Genomic DNA, 17,687 nt, shown 5'->3' on the forward strand with positions numbered 1-17,687 from the left:
AGTGATATAAATGGCGACTCCGGCCCTGTTTCAGCCGATCGAACTGGCTTCCCTGAAGCTCGACAACCGGATCGTCGTAGCCCCGATGTGCCAATATTCCGCAACCGATGGGCGCATGAACGACTGGCACTTTGTCCATCTGGCGCGGCTGCTTCTGTCGGGCGCTGCCGGCGTGACGATCGAGGCGACCGCTGTGCTTCCCGAAGGCCGGATTTCCGACAAGGATCTGGGTCTTTGGGATACAACCACCGCAGCGGCCGCTGCCGACATTGTCGGCCGCCTCAAGACCCTGTCCGACACGCCGCTTTTCGTCCAATTGTCCCACGCCGGTCGCAAGGCGTCGGTTGAAGTGCCGTGGCTCGGCGGTGTCCAGATCGCACCGTCGCTGCCGCGCGGATGGACCACGCGCGCACCATCGCCCGTTGCATTCCGCGAAACCGACGTCGTCCCCGATCCGCTCGACGGAAGCGAGCTTGCAGAAGTCAGGGACGCCTTTGCTACAGCGGCCGCGCGCGCCATGGAGATTGGCCTCGATGGCGTCCAGATCCATGCGGCGCACGGCTATCTCCTCCACCAGTTTCTTTCGCCGCTCGCCAATCAACGAACCGATGAATATGGCGGCGACCTCGCCGCCAGGATGCGCTTTCCACTGGAGGTCATCGAAGCCGTGCGCGCCGTTGTGCCGGCATCGAAACCGCTGACGGTGCGCATATCGGCGACGGATTGGGTCGAGGGCGGCTGGGAAATTGAACAGACAATCGCTTTCGCCCGCGCATTGCGCGAGCGCGGTTGCACGGCCGTCCATATTTCGACCGGCGGGCTTCATCCGGCCCAGAAAATTCCTGTTGGCCCCAGCTATCAGGTGCCATTTGCGCGCGCGGTCAAGGCGGCCGTAGACATTCCCGTCATCGCAGTCGGCCTGATCACCGAGCCAGAGCAGGCGGAAGCGATCATCGCCACGGGCGACGCGGACCTGGTCGCTCTTGCGCGCGGCATCCTCTATGATCCGCACTGGCCCTGGCATGCCGCTGCCGCGCTCGGCGGCCAGGTGCGCGCTCCAAACCAGTATCTTCGATCGCAGCCGCGGCTCTTTCCGAACCTGCTTCGCCCCGCACAAGCCTGACTGTCAGATGTCGTCTTGGACATCCGTGATGCGTTTTGCCTGTCCCTGACGAACATGTGGGCCGCCTGATCTTCTCAAAACTGATACGCTCACGCGCTTCGACTGCAAGCCGCGCGACCGCCTCTTGTTGGTCAGTCAATTTCTCTCGATGGGCGAAGCGGAATGGATTCAAAACGACTGGAGGCCTTCACCGACGGCGTGGTCGCGATCATCATCACGATCATGGTTCTCGAACTCAAGGTTCCGGATGGTGGCTCGCTGCGCGACCTGGCCGGAAGCCTGCCCCTCCTTCTCGCCTATGTCCTGAGTTTCATCAATGTTGGCCTCTACTGGAACAATCACCATCACCTGTACAAGCTCGACCCCTATATCGACGGGCGCGTTCTTTGGGCCAATCTCTTTCTTCTGTTCTGGCTTAGCCTCGTCCCTTTCGTGATCCGCTGGCTTGACGATAGTGATTATTCGGTCGGCGCGACCGCAGCCTATGGAATCGTCCTCGGCATGGCTGCAATCGGCTATTTTTTGACCGAACGTGCCATCATCGCCTGCAACGGAAAAAGTTCTGAGCTTTCCGAGGCGCTCGGGATGGATTGGAAGGGCTGGGGAACGCTTGGCCTCTATGCAATCGCGATCCCCGCGGCCTTCTACAGCCGCTGGATTGCCATCCTGCTCTATGTCACCGTCATAGCACTCTGGTTCATACCTGATCGACGCTTCGCGCGCGCTGTAGAAAACAGAAGCGCCGATCGTCAGCGATAGGCAATCCGCGCGGGCAGGGTCAGCCTGATCTCCGTTCCGCTCGGCTCGACGTCGGATATCCTGATGATCGCCCCCAGTCGTTGCGCCCTCTCGCGCATGCCGACGAGTCCATAATGCCCGGCCTTGCCCCCCGCTTCCTTTACTGTGCTGTCGAGGCCAACGCCGTCATCGGTTACGCACACCGACAGACTGTCACGGCGATGCAGTATTCTGACCGTGATCATATTTGCTTGCGCGTGGCGCAGCGCATTGAACATCGCCTCATTCGCGATGCGCGCAATATCGTCTGCGACCGGTGCGCAGACGGGCCTCACGGAGCCCGCTTCCTTCACCGACCATTTGATCTGTTTTTGCAGGACGTCCTCGGCGATCGCGGTGAGTGCGATCCCGAGATCGACCGGTTCGTTTTCTTCCCTCAGGAAGCGCACCCGGTCGCGGCCCTCCTGCAACACATCGTCGGCCCGATCCAGGGTGGACTCAAGCTCTTCTCGGGCGGGATGCCCGGGAGGCAGGCGCTCGACCGTCGACTGGAAGCGAAGGACCAGACCCTGAAACCCCTGCAGCAACGTGTCATGAAGATCCTGGGCAATATGCTCCCGCACGGCGATCCGATCTTCAATTCGCTCCCGGGCGGCTTGCGCTGCCGCGCGCATCCGCGACTGGACGAACGCCCATAGGAGCACGGCAAAGATCAAAAGCAAGGCGGTCTTGAACCACCAGGTTTGCCAGAAATAGGGAAGGATCGTGACCGTCATGACAGCGCCATCGTTGTTCCAGACACCGTCCGAGTTGGCGGCAACGACCTGGAATCTGTACGTACCGGGTCGAAGACCCGTGTAAGTGGCTTGCCGTTTTCCGCCAGTATCGACCCAATCATCGTCGACGCCTTCCATTTTGTACCGATACGCATTGGCAGTCGGCTTGGTCAGGCTGAGCGCCACAAAGTCGAACTGAAGGCGGGTCGTGCCGGCGGGAAGGGTGACATCGCGCTGCGGGTAGAAGCGGCCGTTCGCTTCGAGACTCCGAATATTGACCGGCGGAAGTACGGGATTGCGGCCAATCCGCGCCGGGTCCACCCGGACGACACCCCTGTTCGTGACGAACCACGGATTTCCCTTCGCATCGAGAACCGCGTCATTGGACACATAGGCGAAGCTGCGGCTGGTCAATCCAAGCTCGCTGCCGATCAACTGATGGGCAAGGGGACGTGTCGGCGTTTCGAAGGCACGATTGAAGTCGCGAAGCGGGACGCGGAAAATCCCTTCAGCTCCGATCAACCACACCTGCTTTTGATCGATGGCCAGTCCGCTGATGCCGTTCAGCCAGGGATTGTGTGCGGACTCGAGAGATACGAACTGCTTCCCGTCATAGCGCGCGATACCTTTTTCGCCGCCCAGATAGAGATGATTTCCGATCTTCTTGATCAGGTGGACGAAACCGATCTTGATCTCTTCTTCCTGCAAAAGCGTTCGGACCGAGCCCGGGCGCGCGTGAAGAAAGGCGTGCATCGGCAGATTGAAATAGAAGCCGTCCTTCCCGTCGCTGAGCATCGACTGGCCCGTTGGCCAGCCCTTTTGCAGATTCCACGCGCCATCGGAGAGCTTGAACAGGCCGGTCCCGGATGCCCAAATCTCACCATCGGCATCTATGGAGCAGTCGCTCAGCGCCATGGGGGACGGCGACCCTGCCACGGCAGTCCAGCGTCCATCACGCTTGAGGTAGCTCTTCTTCAAGGTCGGCACCAGCAATTGATCACGCGGACCGGCGCAAAGCGTGATCGCGTAGGAAATCTCCTGGACCAGATCCGCAGATTGATCGGAGAGCCGGTAGACGCCCGCATCGGTCGCCACATAGACCGGTGCGCCCGCAACCGGGCCCATTGCAAATCCCGTCGTGGGAGCGCCCTTCAGATCCACCCGCACGATCGGCGAGCGCATATAATTGACGAGGCCGTCGGGTCCGCCGCCCCAGATCGTCCCTTCGCGATCACGAAACAGGACGCGGGACCTTGCCGCGATGATGTCACGGCCCGCGGCAAGGCCTTTAAGGTTCGGGAGCCGGATTATGCCCTGCTGATCGCCACCCAGCCATGCGAGACCGTCCTCAAAGAGCAGCGACCATTTGCCCGAGATGCCCGAGCTGGGACCATCCGTTTCAATCTTTCTGAGAAGACGTGGAGGCGAGAGGCGCTGCAAGCCTTTGTCGCTGAGGAGCCACAGCGTCCCATTCTCATCTTCGGCGAAGGAGGTCGCGAACCCCACCTCTTCCGGGATTTTTTCCGGACGCGAAGCTCCTGGGGGAACTCGCGAGATGCTGCGAAATTGGGCAATCCAGATCGTCCCGTCGCGGGCTTGGAATACCTCCTGGAGCGGTTCGGGCTGGAGCCAGTCCTTTGCGGTATAAATGCGCCATTGGCCGCGGTGGCGCCGGCGGAGCTCGGCGCCATTCTCTCCATTGACGCTGACCCAGACATCGCCATCGCGAGAGACCATGATGCTCCAGACGGAGCCACGTGGACGACTGACGATGTTCGCATCTCGTAGTTCGCCATTCCGGACGACGCCGACACCGCCAAAGTCATAGCCGACCCACAAAGCGCCATCGGGGGCGGCCGCCAGCGCCGTGATCTGGTTGGAACGCCACTTGTTGAAGGTTTTCGGCTCGATCTTCTCGAAAGCCAACCCGTCGAAGCGATACAGGCCGTTGGCAGTGCCGAGCCAGAGAAAGCCGTCACGCGTCTGTGCAATGGCCCTGATGTCGGGCGGAGAACCCTCTTCAGCGTCCCAATGGCGGTGGCTGTAGCCAGGTATCTGTTGTGCGGAGACGCCGGACGCTACACCGATAAGGAAGACGAGACGCGCAAGGCACAGCAGCAAGGCACGAAGGAAACTGGCATTCAGGCCAGCACCCAGATGTGTATCCCCGCGATCGAACTTGCCTCTCCATCCGCGCAAATCTCGTGGCCCGGATCGTGTCATGAAGGATATGGTTGACTATAGCTCATTGCTGCTCCCGCGGGGCCCGCTACCATGCAGGAATAGGCCAGTAGCGGCCCACTCTGTCGAGCATTTTTCATTGTCGGCGGGATCGCACGATCCATGATTATGACAAGGGCTTCCATCAGACTTCGCTAGCCGGCAACGACATCGGCATATTCCGGGTGCCGCGAGAACCAGCCTTGCATAAAGGGACAGCGCAGCACCAGTTTCCAGCCCTCGACGCGCGCCATTTCAAAAAGACCGCGTGCGAGCCTGGATGCAATGCCCTGGCCGCCATACTCGCTCGGAACTTCAGTGTGGACGAGGACCAGGTGACCGTTAGCATCGACCCGATAATAGGCTGCGGCGATATCCTGCCCACTGATCGGGAGTTCGAACCGGTTCATATCCTTGTTGTGGACGACATCGGTGCTCATAGGTCCGGTCATCGATCAATCCTCCCTGACTAAAGCGGCATGCGGCGGCTCCGCATCATGCGTTGCGAGGCAGCGCAGCGCTCGGATGCCGCACGCACGCGACGGTCCCGCCAAGAACGACGATCCCCGCAACCGCCAGTGGGACGGCGAGGCCGAAGCGCATGACCATGAGCGCGCCAATCGCCGCGCCGAACAGAATTGCGAGGATCGCAGCAACGCGCCGTGCAAAATTGGGGCCGGTACCGCCTGCAAGGCGAGAGTCGGCCGCGATGCCGGTAACCGTGAGCGTCAGAACCGTCGTGGTGAGATCCGGGACCTTCAACTGGCGGATGGTTGCATTGCGAAAGCCCATCGCCACTGCGGTAAGGCCGATGATCGCAAAGAGCGCCCAGCGCGGTGAAAGCGAAACCGGGTCGAAGAGCAGCGCGATAATCGCGGCGATCCAGAGCAGCGCGGCCTCGATCACCGCAGCTAGAGTCAGCCAATGCCGCAACGGGCGCGTCCCGAAGCTCTGCCCGGTCCGACCGCCAATGAGCGCCCCAAGGAGGAAGGTCAGCAGCGCGACAAGCGCTGGCGCAATCGCAAAGCCGGGCGTCCCGGCAGCGGCGAACCCAAGGAACACGATGTTTCCGGTCATGTTCGCGGTGAACACCTTGCCAAGACCCAGCACGCTGACGGCATCCACCAGTCCGGTTGTCGCGGACAGGAGCACGAGCAAGCCTGGAAGCGGCGATGAGGCGGACTTGCCCGCATTTGTCGATGATGTAGCCACCAGCGGCCTCCTTTGGTTAAAAGCGGAAATTGGCCTCGAGGCCGATCATCCTGATCGTTCTCGCGGGTCCGGTTTCCTTGATGAATGCGCCAGGCGCGAAGAGAGAGAAGGAGCCCGACAGCTCCAGCTCCGCCGTCGCCTGCCAGGCAAGCGTCGCTTCGATTTCTTTCCCGATGAACCGCGCTTTGCTGTTGCCAGGTGCTCGAACGAGGTTGCCCGGAATGTCATAGACGCCGTCGGAGCGGGCGTATCGCCAATAGCCCATTCCAGCGAGGCTTGCTGAAAACCCATCGCCGATCGGCGCGCTGATCCGCGGGTTCAGGCTGATGATGTTGCTTGGCCCGATGGGGGAGAGCTCTCCGAAATATTTGCCCTTGGGGAACAGCGCGTTGAACGTCCCCAGCCGATTGTCGCTGCGACTGGTGTCCCCACTGATGATGTTGAAGCGCACGGTCGCGTCGGGCGAGAGGGGCAGGAACGAAAAGCTCCGCCCCAATTCGGTCGCAAGCGTCCAGGCCCGGATGTCCTGGCCGGCGAATTGTCCGAATTGAGCTGCCGCCTCGATATTCCAGTGCCAATCGTTGCTCGCGCCGAAGTAGCGCGCGCCGAGCGTATGCCGCTCCTCACGTCCCGAGATGCCGCCAAAGCTGGCCGTTCGGTTTCGGTAGCCCAGATAATAGAAATCGAGCCTGGGGATCGTCGCATAGGCGCCCCATAGGGCCTCTGCCGACGATGTCCGGTCATCGAAGCTGCCGCCGCCCGGAGACACCGGCTTCACCGCAAACAGGTTCACCTTGGCCTTGCCGAGCGTGACGATGCCCCGTACTCCATCGAAGGCGAGTGGGACATTGGGGCCATATCGCGTGCCCACCAGTCGCTCGGAGCCGAGCGACAGCATCTGGCGCCCACCGCGCAAGACGACCGGACCCAGTTCGACCTCGCCAAACCCCTGAAGAAAATCGACCCTGGTCTGATCGATCGGGCCGGCGGAGGGCTGGACGCCGGCGGCATAGGCGATGATCGGCTGCGCGAACGCGCGAAACCGTCCGACATGGAGGTCGGCATAGGGCAAGGCGCGAACCCATAGATAGCTGTCGTCGGGCGCCTCCGCACCGCCCCAGAGATTATTCTCATAGGCTTCGTTTCGCGCGCGGAGCTCGATCCCGGTGGAGAGCCAGGCATCATCGGCAATCGGGATATATTTAAACTGCCCGGTCCAGTGATGCGCCCGTTTTTCCGCATCGGCGAGTTCGGACCAGTCCTCGTCAAAGCGCGTGTTGGTCAGCGTCGGCGCCTCCCAGGCTTCGGTCGTCTGTGCGAGAATGGGTGTTGGGAGGAGCGCCGCAATCAGGACGGCGGCCGCGTGTTTACGCACGCCGCTTCGCCTGTTCGGCCACCAGCGCTGCAAGGACGAAGCCGCCGATCAGGCCGACATGCTCGAAAAAGGCGTTGGTCGCCGCGAAGCGCTCGGGCCCGGGCGGCATCGCCCAGAAGGCATTGGCGGTGAAGGCCGCCAGCAAAGTGAATACGCCAAGCATGCCCGCGCCAAGCCAGACCAGCCGGCCCGACAGGATGAGCACGGGGCCGATGAGCTCGATCGCGATCGTGAGCGCGGCCCAGAACGCCGGCGGGCTCATGCCGAAATGCGCCTGTTCGGCAACGGCGCCCGGCCAGTCCGTCAATTTGACGATGCCGCCCAGAAGATAGGCGCCGACCAATAGCAGGCGCGCGATGAACCAGGTCGGCGGCCAGTCGAGAATAGCGTCGACGAAGCGCGGATCACGATCGGTACGCATCGTCACTTGGCCGCCCGCTTAACCTTCAGGACGGACGCGGCCGCCACCGCTGCCACGAGCGCGGTGGCAATGAGGATCGCTACGGGTTTCTTCATGGAGTTTCTCCTGATCGAGGCGGAGGCCTAGACGGCCCAGCAGCCGCAACCGAGCGCGCCCCAGAACGTCTGGACGTCACGAGCAGGCACATTGGCACCGAGCGCCGCGGCATGATCATGGCCATGGACCGAGCATGCCGATTGGCAGCCACAGGCCGAGGCGAGCTTCGCCCTGGCTTCGGGCGTCTTGTGATAACCGCCAAAGGTCGCGACGGGGGACCAGTCGGGCATGGGCTTGGGCAGCGCCGGGGCGAGCCGGCTATAATCGCCCTCGCCATGTACCACCCTGCCGCCGAGCAGCGTCAGCACCGAACGGATATGGACGATCTCGTCTTCGGGCACGGAGAAATAATCGTCCGACAGAACCGCGAGATCGGCGAGCTGGCCTTGCTTGATCTGGCCCTTCTTGCCGACCTCGTTCGAGAACCAGGTGTTCTCGTGCGTCCACATGGCGAGCGCTTTCTCGCGGCTGACCCGGTTTGTGCCCGGATACAGCTTGAGGCCGCCGACCGTCCGGCCGGTGACCAGCCAGGACAGTGATACCCAGGGATTGTAGCTGGCGACGCGGGTCGCATCGGTGCCGGCACCCACGGGCAAGCCGGCCGCAATCATCTTCGCGATCGGCGGGGTCCGCTCGGCAGCCTTCGCACCATAGCGCTCGACGAAATACTCGCCCTGATAGGCCATGCGGTGCTGTACGGCGATGCCGCCACCCAGCGCCGCGATCCGGTCGATGTTGCGGTCGGTGATCGTCTCGGCATGATCGAAGAACCAGTTGATGCCGGTGAGCGGGATATCGCGGTTGACCTTCTCATAGACGTCGAGCGCGCGGCCGATCGTCTCGTCATAGGTTGCATGAAGGCGCCAGGGCCAGCGATGCTCGGCGAGCAGACGGATGACCGGTTCGAGATCGCCTTCCATATTTGGGGGCATGTCGGGGCGAGCGACCCGGAAATCCTCGAAATCGGCTGCGGAATAGACCAGCATCTCGCCGGCACCATTGTGGCGGTAGCTGTCATCGCCCTGGCCGGGTGAGACCTGCTTCACCCAGCCCGAGAAGTCGGCGAGTTCCTCCTTCGGCTTCTGCGTAAAGAGGTTGTAGCTGATGCGGACCGTGAGCTCGCCGTCCTGGTGAAGCTTCTCGATGATCTGATAATCTTCGGGGTAGTTTTGATATCCGCCGCCCGCGTCGATCACCCCCGTCACGCCGAGGCTGTTCACGTCGCGCATGAAATGGCGGGTCGAGTTGATCTGATACTCCTCCGGGAGCTTCGGCCCCTTGGCCAGCGTCGAGTAGAGGATCGTCGCATTGGGGTGCGCAAGCAGCAGCCCGGTCGGGTTGCCGGCCGCATCGCGCACGATTTCGCCGCCCGGCGGGTTCGGCGTGTCTTTCGTATAGCCAACGACGCGCAGCGCTGCTGCATTGAGCAGCGCGCGATCGTAAAGATGCAGGATGAAGACAGGCGTGTCCGGCGCGACCGCGTTGAGCTCGTCAAGGGTCGGAAGCCGTTTCTCGGCGAACTGGTGCTCGGTGAACCCGCCAACCACACGCACCCATTGCGGGGCCGGCGTGCGATCAACCTGCGTCTTGAGCATTGCCATGGCTTCGGCGAGGCTCGGCACGCCGTCCCAGCGCAACTCCATATTGAAGTTCAGCCCGCCGCGGATGATGTGCATGTGGCTGTCGATCAGTCCGGGGATCACCCGGCGGCCCTTGGCGTCGATCAGCGTCGCAGCGGGGCCGGCAGCCGCACGAACCTCCGCTTCGCTTCCCACCGCCAGGAACTTGCCGTCGCGCATCGCGATGGCTTCCGCTTGTGGGTTGGCCCGGTCGAGTGTCGTGACCTTGGCATTGACGATGATGAGGTCGGACTGAGTCACAGGAGAATTCTTTCCGAACAGGGGAGAAGGGAGGAGGGCGCCAGCCATGGCCGCGCCCGCACCGGCGATCGTGTCGCGTCGCGTAAAGCTCATGCCTCGTCCTTCCGCTGGTCGATGGGCATTCCAAGGACATGCTCTGCGCAGTCCGTTCGCACGAACGCCGCCACTTCCTCACCCGATGCGATCCGTTTGGCGACAGGGACGAGTTGCTCGCCCACGAGCATGCCGAGCAGGCCGAGCAACGCAATTCCCGGCGGCGCCGGCGAGCGGACGCCGAGGAGGCTGTAGATGAGTCCGACCAGCAGTCCCACTGCCAGCGAGATCAGGTAGGGTTTCATCGCATTTCCTCCTCGGCGGGTATGAGTCAGTTGCGCGCGAACTCGAGAAGATCGGCATTCAGCCGATCCTGGTGCGTCGCGGGGAAGCCGTGCGGCGCCCCTTCATAGACCTTGAGCGTCGCGTTCGGCAGGATCTCGGCCGAGCGCTTGCCGGTCGTCGCGAACGGCACGACTTCGTCGCCATCGCCGTGCACCACCAGCACCGGAATGGTGATCGACTTCATCTCCTCGCGGAAATCGCTCGCCCAGAACTGTTCGATGCACGCATACTGGCCGTGGATGCCGCCCATCATGCCCTGGAGCCAGAACGAATAGCGCCAGCCCTCGCTCTTGGTGGCGCCGGGTTTGTTCATGCCGAAGAACACATCCGGAAAGTCGAGGAACAGCTGCGAACGGTTGTCGAGCGTCGCTTTGCGCACGCCATCGACCACCGCGATCGGAACGCCATCGTCGTTCCCGTTGATCGCACCCATCAGCGGCGTGACGGCGCCGAGCAGAACCATCTTCGCGACGCGGGCGGTGCCGTGGCGTGTCACATAGCGCGTGATCTCACCGCCGCCGGTCGAATGGCCGACGAGTATCGCATCCTTGAGATCGAGCGCTTCGATGACTGCCGCGAGATCGTCGGCATAGGTATCCATATCGTTGCCGGCAGCAGGCTGATCCGACCGGCCGTGCCCGCGCCGATCATGCGCGATGACACGAAAGCCATTCTGCGCGAGAAACAGCATCTGCCCGTCCCACGCGTCGGCGTTGAGCGGCCAGCCGTGCGAAAAAACGATGGGCCGACCCTGCCCGAAATCTCGATAGAATATTCTTGTACCGTCCTTGGTCGTCACGAAACTCATAATACGGATTCCTCTTGATCTGAATGGACGGGTGGGGCTGGCGATGGGCGGGGAGAGGGAGCTAGTCGCCAGCCCCGTTCCGCATCAGTGGCCTTCGGAGGCCCCGAACATCGTCTTGGCGTATTTGATACCGAGACCGTAGGCGCCGCCGAATTCCTTGGCGATGCCGGTGGTCGAGTCATAGGTCTCGGTCCGCGCCCAGTCGCGCTGCAGCTCGAGCATATATTGCAGCGAGGTCATCGGCTTGGCGCCGAGCTGGATCATCCGCTGGCAGGCGCGCTCATGGGCTTCTTCGGAGATATCGCCGCATGCGTCCGCGATGAAATAGGCGTCGAAACCCTGGTCGATCGACGACGCCACCGGGCCGACGATGCAGACGCTGGTCCACAGGCCCGCGAACACGATGCGCTCCTTGCCGATGCGGTTCACTTCCTCGATCACCGCGGCATCTTCCCAGGTGTTCATCGACGTGCGGTCAAGCAGCGGCTGCCCCGGAAATGCGTCGGTGATCTCGGAGAACATCGGGCCGGAGAAGCTCTTCTCCGCAACCGTAGTGAGGATCGTCGATACGTTGAACGACTTCGCCGCCCGGCTGATCAGCGCCGCGTTGTTGCGCAGCAGCTCGGGCGCGATCGACTTGGTCGCGAACGACATCTGCGACTGGAAATCGATGAGGATCAGCGTGTGATCGGCCGGCGAAATCAGCGATTTGCCGGGGGTAGGCGTGGCGGTAAGCGTCATGCAAAGGCTCCTTGTTCTCAAGCAGCGTCAGGCTGCGGGTGAGGGCGCTAAGGGGGTGCTCAACCGGAAGCCGTCCGGCTGTTCACTACCTTGTCCAAATCTGTTGGGCCGGCCCCCAAACCATCACCGCATCGCCTTGAGACATGTGCGAGGGCAGCCAGCCAGGAGCATCGGCTCGGCCGCTGTCATAGGGCCGTAGCGGAAAGCGGTCTTGGATCGCTCTGACACAAACGGTCATCTGCGATCATAAGTCGGGTTCGGGATCATTGATCGCGAAGCGAGGAGAAAGCTTAACGGTTCGACGGGCGCGCGGCTGCAACGGCCGTTGCATTCCAGCCTGGCGCTTGCGAGTTTACAGCTCGATCAATCCCCGCTTGGCAGCGATCGTCACTGCATGGGTGCGGTCCGTCGCGCCGAGTTTCGAGAAGACGACCTTCATATGGCCTTTGACCGTCTCTTCGGAGATGTCCAGCCGCGCGGCGATCTGTTTGTTGGAATTGCCCCAGGCAGCGAGCGACAGCACGGCGGCCTCGCGCTCGGAAAGGGCGTCGTCGAGTACATGCATCGCAATCGCGGTCGCGACGGATGCATCGAGGTGCTTGCCGCCGTGATGGACAGAGCGGATGGCGTCGAGCAGTTCGTTGCGAAGACTGGCCTTCAGCAGATACCCCATAGCACCCGCGCGAAGCGCTTTGATGGCGCGACCATCACCTGAATAGGTTGTGAGCATAATTATCTTCGCATCCGGAGAGTCCGATCGGATCGCCGAAATCGCGTCGACGCCCGATATGTCGGGCATTTGCAGATCCATCAGCACGACATCGGGCTGCAAGCGGGCATATTCAGCAATGCCCTCAGCGCCGCTGCTCGCCTCGCCCACAATCCGAATGTCACTCTGAGTCGTGACGACTGCGCGCACCCCCTCGCGCAGAAGAACATGGTCGTCCACGAGGAGCACCGAAATCACAGCGGGGTTGCCCGGTGCGGCCGCCCCGTTTGTCACCCTGGTTTGCATGGCACGCAGAATGTTTTCCTGAACATGATCGAGCCATACATCATGACCGCCAGCTTCGCATCGCCAAACTCGGTCATGGCGTCGTATTCAGGGCATGGCTTAGCGCCTGGGCTGTCCGAGCGGCATCGCCGTTCCGGATGTCGAAGATCCATTCCAACTCGGGACGCGGCTCGGGTCCGGCGTGTTCATCGATCGCCTTGAGCACGCCTTCCATCATCGTCGCTGCCGTCGCTTCGACCATTTCCGTCGGGATGTCGCGTTCGAGCCATGTGAGCAGGCAGCCCGCCGAACGGGCGTTCATGCGAAGCGCCGTGCGCATGGCGAGCTCTGCTGGACGACCGGCGGCCGAATAGCTTGGCGTGAGATCGCCACCCATGCCGATGAGCATCAGCGATCGGGCCCGAATGGGTGCGGGTGGCGTCGTGAGCACAAGGGTTTCTCCAGCCGTCCCATTGAAGATCCCGCCCTTGCGCAGCCGACCCAGCGTCCCGTCAAGCACGCGATCAAGCTGGTCGGCTCCGCCTACCGGTCGGTTGATGACGTCCTGCTCGAACATTCCGACGACGAGCAGATCGACGTCGGCGCATACCACGTCGATCTGCGCGACCTTGAAACTCACTGTTCCGCGATAGCCTATCGTCAGTGGTGCAACCTGCTCCATGGCGCCAATCTTTTGTCCTTCTTGGCAATTTCGAGCATTTAAGCCTCGTCCTCAAAATCCCACTCGGGCCCGCGGTCGTCATGTCCCTGGCTGATGAAATTTGGACGCATCTGCGTTTTTCGGGGCCAAGGCGGGCAGTTCGACCTGATCCTTTCGGCCAAAAAAGGAATTCCCGGCCGTGACTTTTCAAATTGCACGGTGCGGCGGCGCCTTAAGCTTTGCATCAAAAACCGTCCGATCACGCTCACGCGAACAGGGTAGTGGTTGCCGCTGCGCGGTGCCTGCGCTGGTGCGCCGGCCAAAAGTCCCGGAGCGGCGGGGGCGGGCGATATCCACTATGCGACGCACTGCCAGTCGCGCCGCCAGGACATTGGCGTCGTGCCGATGATTCGTCGAAAAAGACGCGTCAGATGCGCCTGGTCCGTAAGACCGCAGGCGCACGCGATTTGCGACAGCGTGTCCCGCGTCTTCAGCATCAGGGTTTGAGCGCGCCTAAGCCTTTGCCTGATGATGTAGGAATGGGGCGTCTCGCCCATGCTCGCCTTGAACGCGCGACAAAAATGGCCTGTGCTCAATCGCGCTACCGCCGCCAGATCCTCTGTGATCAGGGGCGTATCCAGCCGTTGCTCGATATAGTCCGTGACCCGCCGGACCTGCCAGCTTGCAAGGCCGCCCTTCGTCAGGCCCGCATTTTCCGAGAGGCGTTGGGGCAGGAGAACACCATCAGGCACGTCATCCTTGAAGTCGCTCTCGAACAGGGCGGAAAGCTGGTCGAGATAGTGCCGCGCAAGATTGGGATCCTCGTCCAGGGACCTGCGCGCTCCGGCCAGCAAGGATACGACCTGCTCGGAGGACACGGCCTGTGGAGATGGACCCGACCGGGACTGATATCCCCCTGAAGGAAGAGTTTGAAATTCCTGATACATGGCGGGCTCCCCGTCTGACTTGAGGGGAGTTTCCTGCGTTGCCTGCGCAAACGAAACCGAACGACGGCTGAACTCGTCATCGCCATCGTTTGAGCATTCTAGCCCATGGTCTAGCTTGCCAATGCGAAGAAGAAGTGCGTCGCGCAGCTATGCCGCGTCGAATCACGCCAAATGCGCCCGGCGCCATGCCAAGGTCTGACTTACAATCAATGACATACGTCGCGATTCCGCGGCGCGACCCCCGATAGGGGGGTAGATCGCCGGCCCGGTCGGGGCTTGTATAGCTGGCGCAAAGCTTGTCTCTTTTGGCCGAGAAAGGAGCCGTCATGACGGCCATGCCTGACCCGACTCCCAAGCCGGTCGTCATCGTCGTCGATGACGATCATCTCGTGCGCCAGTCACTGGATTCGCTCTTCCGTTCAGTCGATTTTGCCGTTCAGAGCTACGGCTCCGCTCAGGAATTGCTCGAGGCAGAGCTGCCCGACGCACCCGCTTGCCTCGTGATGGATGTCCGGATGCCGCAGATGGGCGGCTTCGAATGCCGGCGGCAGCTCCTAGAGCGCGGGGTCGACATCCCGTCGATCTTTCTCACCGGACACGGTGATATTCCAATGTCCGTCAAGGCCATGAAGGCCGGCGCGATTGATTTTCTGACGAAGCCATTTCGCGAAGAAGACATGCTCGACGCTGTCTATGCGGGTCTCAATCGCGCCACGGAGTTGCGAGCTGAGTTGGATCAGGCACGCACCGTTCGAGAGCGATTTTGGACGCTGACGCGCCGCGAGCGACAGGTGTTGGATGGCGTCGTGCGCGGCCTTTTGAACAAGCAGATCGCCGGCCATATTGGTATCAGCGAGATTACCGTGAAGCTCCACCGCTCGAGCATGATGCGGAAAATGGCGATGCGAACCGTGCCGGAACTGGTTCGGGCGGCCGATTCCATTGGCGCAGACCTTTTGCCTGACGGCGCAAACGCGCTCGCCTAGACGGTCGTATAGTTACGCCGGAGCTGGTAATGGCCTTATTACGGACGAGAGACCATCCGAGATTGGGTTGCCTCATCGGAGTGCCCGAACGTGTCCAATGCCGTCATTGCAGTCATCGACGATGACGAGCAGGTCAGAAATTCTACGTCCAGCCTGCTTCGATCGCTGGGCTATTCGACCACCACCTACGCGTCAGCAGACGACTTTCTCGGCGCAGGCGACCAGGCGATCGACTGTATCCTATCGGATGTCCAGATGCCGGGCCTGTCGGGCTTTGATCTGCGCATGGCCTTGAGCAAGCGCGGATCACTTGTCCCGATGATCCTCATGACGGCATTCGCGACACCTTCCGTGCAGGCAAGGGCGCTGTCACTTGATGTGACCAGCCTCCTGGAGAAACCGCTCGATCCGGATCGGCTACTGAGCGTTCTCGAAAGCCTCCTGGCATAGCCATCGGCAGCAAGATCGCCGGAGATGCGCTACGACTGCGCGAGGAAAGTCAGCGTGGCTTCTGCTCCGCCCGCGGGATGGTTCGTCAGCGATATTTCACCGTCATGCAGTTCTACGATCGACCGGCAGATTGATAGCCCCAGCCCCATCCCGCCACGCTTGGTCGTATAGAAGGGTTCAAACTGCTTTTCGCCTTCCGCCAGGCCAATGCCTGGCCCGCGGTCACGAACCGTGATGCGAGCGGCCTGATCGATCGCCCGGAGATCGATCTCGATCAGTTTTTCGCCTGGCGCGACGTCTTCCATCGCCTGAAGGGCGTTCGTGATCAGGTTCAGCAACAGATGCTTGAGGAGTATCCGGTCGCCTGCGATCGTGACGTCGACCAAGGCATGGGCGAACGCAATTTTCGCTCCGTGAAGTTCGGCGTCACGGCTCGCAAATGCTACGGTGTCGCATATGAGGGCGCGAAGGTTGATTGGCGCGGCCTCACTCCGTGAGTTCCCCACAAGATTTCGCACACGCTGCATGACCTCGTAGACGTTCGTCACCGCACAATTCAGGCCGGCAAGCGACTGGCGGACTTCCCCAAGGTCGGGAATGTCCCGCTCCAGCCAGCGGGTCGCCGAATTGGCGAAGCCCTGGATCGCGGACAAGGGCTGGTTGATCTCATGGGCGATCGACGCGGACATCGCGCCGATGGCGGCAGTCCGATGTACCTTTTCGAGTTCCTGGCGTGCCTGCTCGATCGTTAACTCGAGCCGCTTGCGCTGACGTATGTCGAGGATGCTTCCCGGCACGCGGTCGAGGCTGCGATCGGGCGAAAGGCTGAACGCAACGATAATGTCGATCAGTTCGCCGCTTGCCGAAACAACGCGGGTCTCGGCCTGGAACATGTCCCGTCGCTCATCGATCGCGAGTATGCAATCGGCGAAGCTATCATCTTCCTCGGGCAGAAAGTCGCTGAGATGCTGAAAAAATGCCTGTTTGGACGGAACCCCCATAAGCTGGAGTGCCGTCTCGTTGACGTCGGTGATCTGCACTAATGCGCGTGTGGACCTGACAAATGCCGGGTTATCATCGAGATAGGCGCGCATGTCCGTCACGCCCGCCGCGCGAAGCTCCGCTATTGCCGCTTCGACTGGTCTGAAATCATGCTCCCAAATGGCGACTGCAAGTGAATTCAACACATTCTCGTGACGCCGGTCCGCCAGCTCAACCCGCCGGTCCATCGCCTGGCGATGTAGCAGCATCCCCGTGGTGACCACATTCGCACCGAGGCTGATGAACATCCGTATCGTCGAATCTGATGCATCCGAAGTGCCATGGACGAACACATAGCTAGTGAGCGTAAGGAAGGCGCAGAGCACTGCCCAACCCAGCAGGTGAACACGATCCTGCCGATCACAGGCCAGCAAGAGCACCAGGACGTAAAGCGTCGCGGGCGCACCGCCGATTCTCGTGAAGCTGTCCACCCAAAATATGGCTGCGGCCAGAAGCGCAGCAATAATTTGCCTGGGAGTCGGCAGAACAGCAAACCAGGCGGGCGACAGGGCCGGCGGCCCGGCCACCGAAACCATTTCGCTGTGTGCTCCATCCGGCATGCGATCATGATGATCGGCCTGGCATTCAAGCGATAGCCCAAGGCGAGACCAAGTCACCCCCTCTTTCGAGGGGGCATATCACACCCACCCATGAGAAAACATCGCCTGAGCCTCAGCGCGTCCGGATTGCCGTATCGGTTGCCGTCCCAAGTCGCGCCGTGCCCTCCCATTTTCCTGCCGGCACGGGTGCAATCCCGGCGCACGATCCAAATCAGGTGGGCATTCGACAATTCCGGAGCCCGGCATCTCACCAATCTGGGTGCCGGTATCGATCTTGCAC

At 61.7% G+C, this 17,687-nt stretch carries 17 protein-coding genes; 4 read left to right on the forward strand and 13 right to left on the reverse strand.

Annotated elements, in window-relative coordinates:
* Positions 1-10: 10 nt before the first annotated feature.
* Complete coding sequence (locus AC3WJD_RS00910; RefSeq protein WP_492743658.1) at positions 11-1,123, forward strand: NADH:flavin oxidoreductase/NADH oxidase; 1,113 nt, start codon at positions 11-13, stop codon at positions 1,121-1,123.
* A gap of 162 nt (positions 1,124-1,285) precedes the next feature.
* Complete coding sequence (locus AC3WJD_RS00915; protein ID WP_492743660.1) at positions 1,286-1,882, forward strand: TMEM175 family protein; 597 nt, start codon at positions 1,286-1,288, stop codon at positions 1,880-1,882.
* Here the strand turns inward: AC3WJD_RS00915 and AC3WJD_RS00920 are convergent.
* The 12 genes from AC3WJD_RS00920 to AC3WJD_RS00975 form a co-directional block, all read right to left on the reverse strand.
* Positions 1,873-4,860 carry a sensor histidine kinase gene (locus AC3WJD_RS00920; protein ID WP_492743662.1) on the reverse strand — a complete coding sequence of 996 codons (2,988 nt, stop codon included), beginning with the start codon at positions 4,858-4,860 and terminating at the stop codon, positions 1,873-1,875. The two genes, AC3WJD_RS00915 and AC3WJD_RS00920, sit on opposite strands and share 10 nt — an antisense overlap.
* Positions 4,861-5,012: 152 nt before the next feature.
* Positions 5,013-5,297: a GNAT family N-acetyltransferase gene (locus tag AC3WJD_RS00925; protein WP_492743664.1), complete on the reverse strand. Its 285-nt coding sequence runs from the start codon at positions 5,295-5,297 to the stop codon at positions 5,013-5,015.
* A gap of 55 nt (positions 5,298-5,352) precedes the next feature.
* Positions 5,353-6,069, reverse strand: a complete 717-nt coding sequence (locus tag AC3WJD_RS00930; protein WP_492743666.1) for a YoaK family protein — start codon at positions 6,067-6,069, stop codon at positions 5,353-5,355.
* Between the two features lie 16 nt (positions 6,070-6,085).
* Complete coding sequence (locus tag AC3WJD_RS00935; RefSeq protein WP_492743668.1) at positions 6,086-7,444, reverse strand: alginate export family protein; 1,359 nt, start codon at positions 7,442-7,444, stop codon at positions 6,086-6,088.
* Positions 7,437-7,865, reverse strand: a complete 429-nt coding sequence (locus tag AC3WJD_RS00940) for a DoxX family protein (RefSeq protein WP_492744073.1) — start codon at positions 7,863-7,865, stop codon at positions 7,437-7,439. Before AC3WJD_RS00940 ends, AC3WJD_RS00935 begins: the two co-directional genes overlap by 8 nt.
* A gap of 122 nt (positions 7,866-7,987) precedes the next feature.
* The gene (locus AC3WJD_RS00945) at positions 7,988-9,889 is read right to left on the reverse strand and encodes an amidohydrolase (RefSeq protein WP_492744075.1); all 1,902 of its coding nucleotides are present in this window, start codon (positions 9,887-9,889) and stop codon (positions 7,988-7,990) included.
* 41 nt (positions 9,890-9,930) lie between these two features.
* The gene (locus AC3WJD_RS00950; protein ID WP_492743670.1) at positions 9,931-10,179 is read right to left on the reverse strand and encodes a DUF1427 family protein; all 249 of its coding nucleotides are present in this window, start codon (positions 10,177-10,179) and stop codon (positions 9,931-9,933) included.
* 26 nt (positions 10,180-10,205) lie between these two features.
* Complete coding sequence (locus AC3WJD_RS00955; RefSeq protein WP_492743671.1) at positions 10,206-11,027, reverse strand: alpha/beta fold hydrolase; 822 nt, start codon at positions 11,025-11,027, stop codon at positions 10,206-10,208.
* A gap of 84 nt (positions 11,028-11,111) precedes the next feature.
* Positions 11,112-11,768 (reverse strand): hydrolase, encoded by a 657-nt coding sequence (locus tag AC3WJD_RS00960; protein ID WP_492743673.1) that lies wholly within the window; start codon positions 11,766-11,768, stop codon positions 11,112-11,114.
* 352 nt (positions 11,769-12,120) lie between these two features.
* On the reverse strand, positions 12,121-12,783 hold the full coding sequence (locus AC3WJD_RS00965) for a response regulator (protein ID WP_492743675.1): 663 nt from the start codon (positions 12,781-12,783) through the stop codon (positions 12,121-12,123).
* Positions 12,784-12,856: 73 nt separating this feature from the next.
* Positions 12,857-13,444 carry a M17 family peptidase N-terminal domain-containing protein gene (locus tag AC3WJD_RS00970; RefSeq protein ID WP_492743677.1) on the reverse strand — a complete coding sequence of 196 codons (588 nt, stop codon included), beginning with the start codon at positions 13,442-13,444 and terminating at the stop codon, positions 12,857-12,859.
* Positions 13,445-13,779: 335 nt separating this feature from the next.
* On the reverse strand, positions 13,780-14,370 hold the full coding sequence (locus AC3WJD_RS00975; protein ID WP_492743679.1) for a helix-turn-helix domain-containing protein: 591 nt from the start codon (positions 14,368-14,370) through the stop codon (positions 13,780-13,782).
* Positions 14,371-14,696: 326 nt separating this feature from the next.
* Here AC3WJD_RS00975 and AC3WJD_RS00980 point away from each other — a divergent pair, with 326 nt between their 5' ends.
* A complete protein-coding gene (locus AC3WJD_RS00980; RefSeq protein ID WP_492743681.1) occupies positions 14,697-15,356 on the forward strand; it encodes a response regulator transcription factor in 660 nt (219 codons plus the stop codon).
* A gap of 90 nt (positions 15,357-15,446) precedes the next feature.
* Positions 15,447-15,806, forward strand: coding sequence for a response regulator transcription factor (locus tag AC3WJD_RS00985; RefSeq protein WP_492743682.1), 360 nt, complete (start codon positions 15,447-15,449; stop codon positions 15,804-15,806).
* 29 nt (positions 15,807-15,835) lie between these two features.
* Here AC3WJD_RS00985 and AC3WJD_RS00990 read toward each other — a convergent pair whose 3' ends face one another.
* Positions 15,836-17,383, reverse strand: a complete 1,548-nt coding sequence (locus tag AC3WJD_RS00990) for a sensor histidine kinase (protein ID WP_492743684.1) — start codon at positions 17,381-17,383, stop codon at positions 15,836-15,838.
* Positions 17,384-17,687 lie beyond the last annotated feature (304 nt).

The sequence above is a fragment of the Sphingobium sp. FW306-1B-F04DB genome (genome assembly GCF_058781925.1).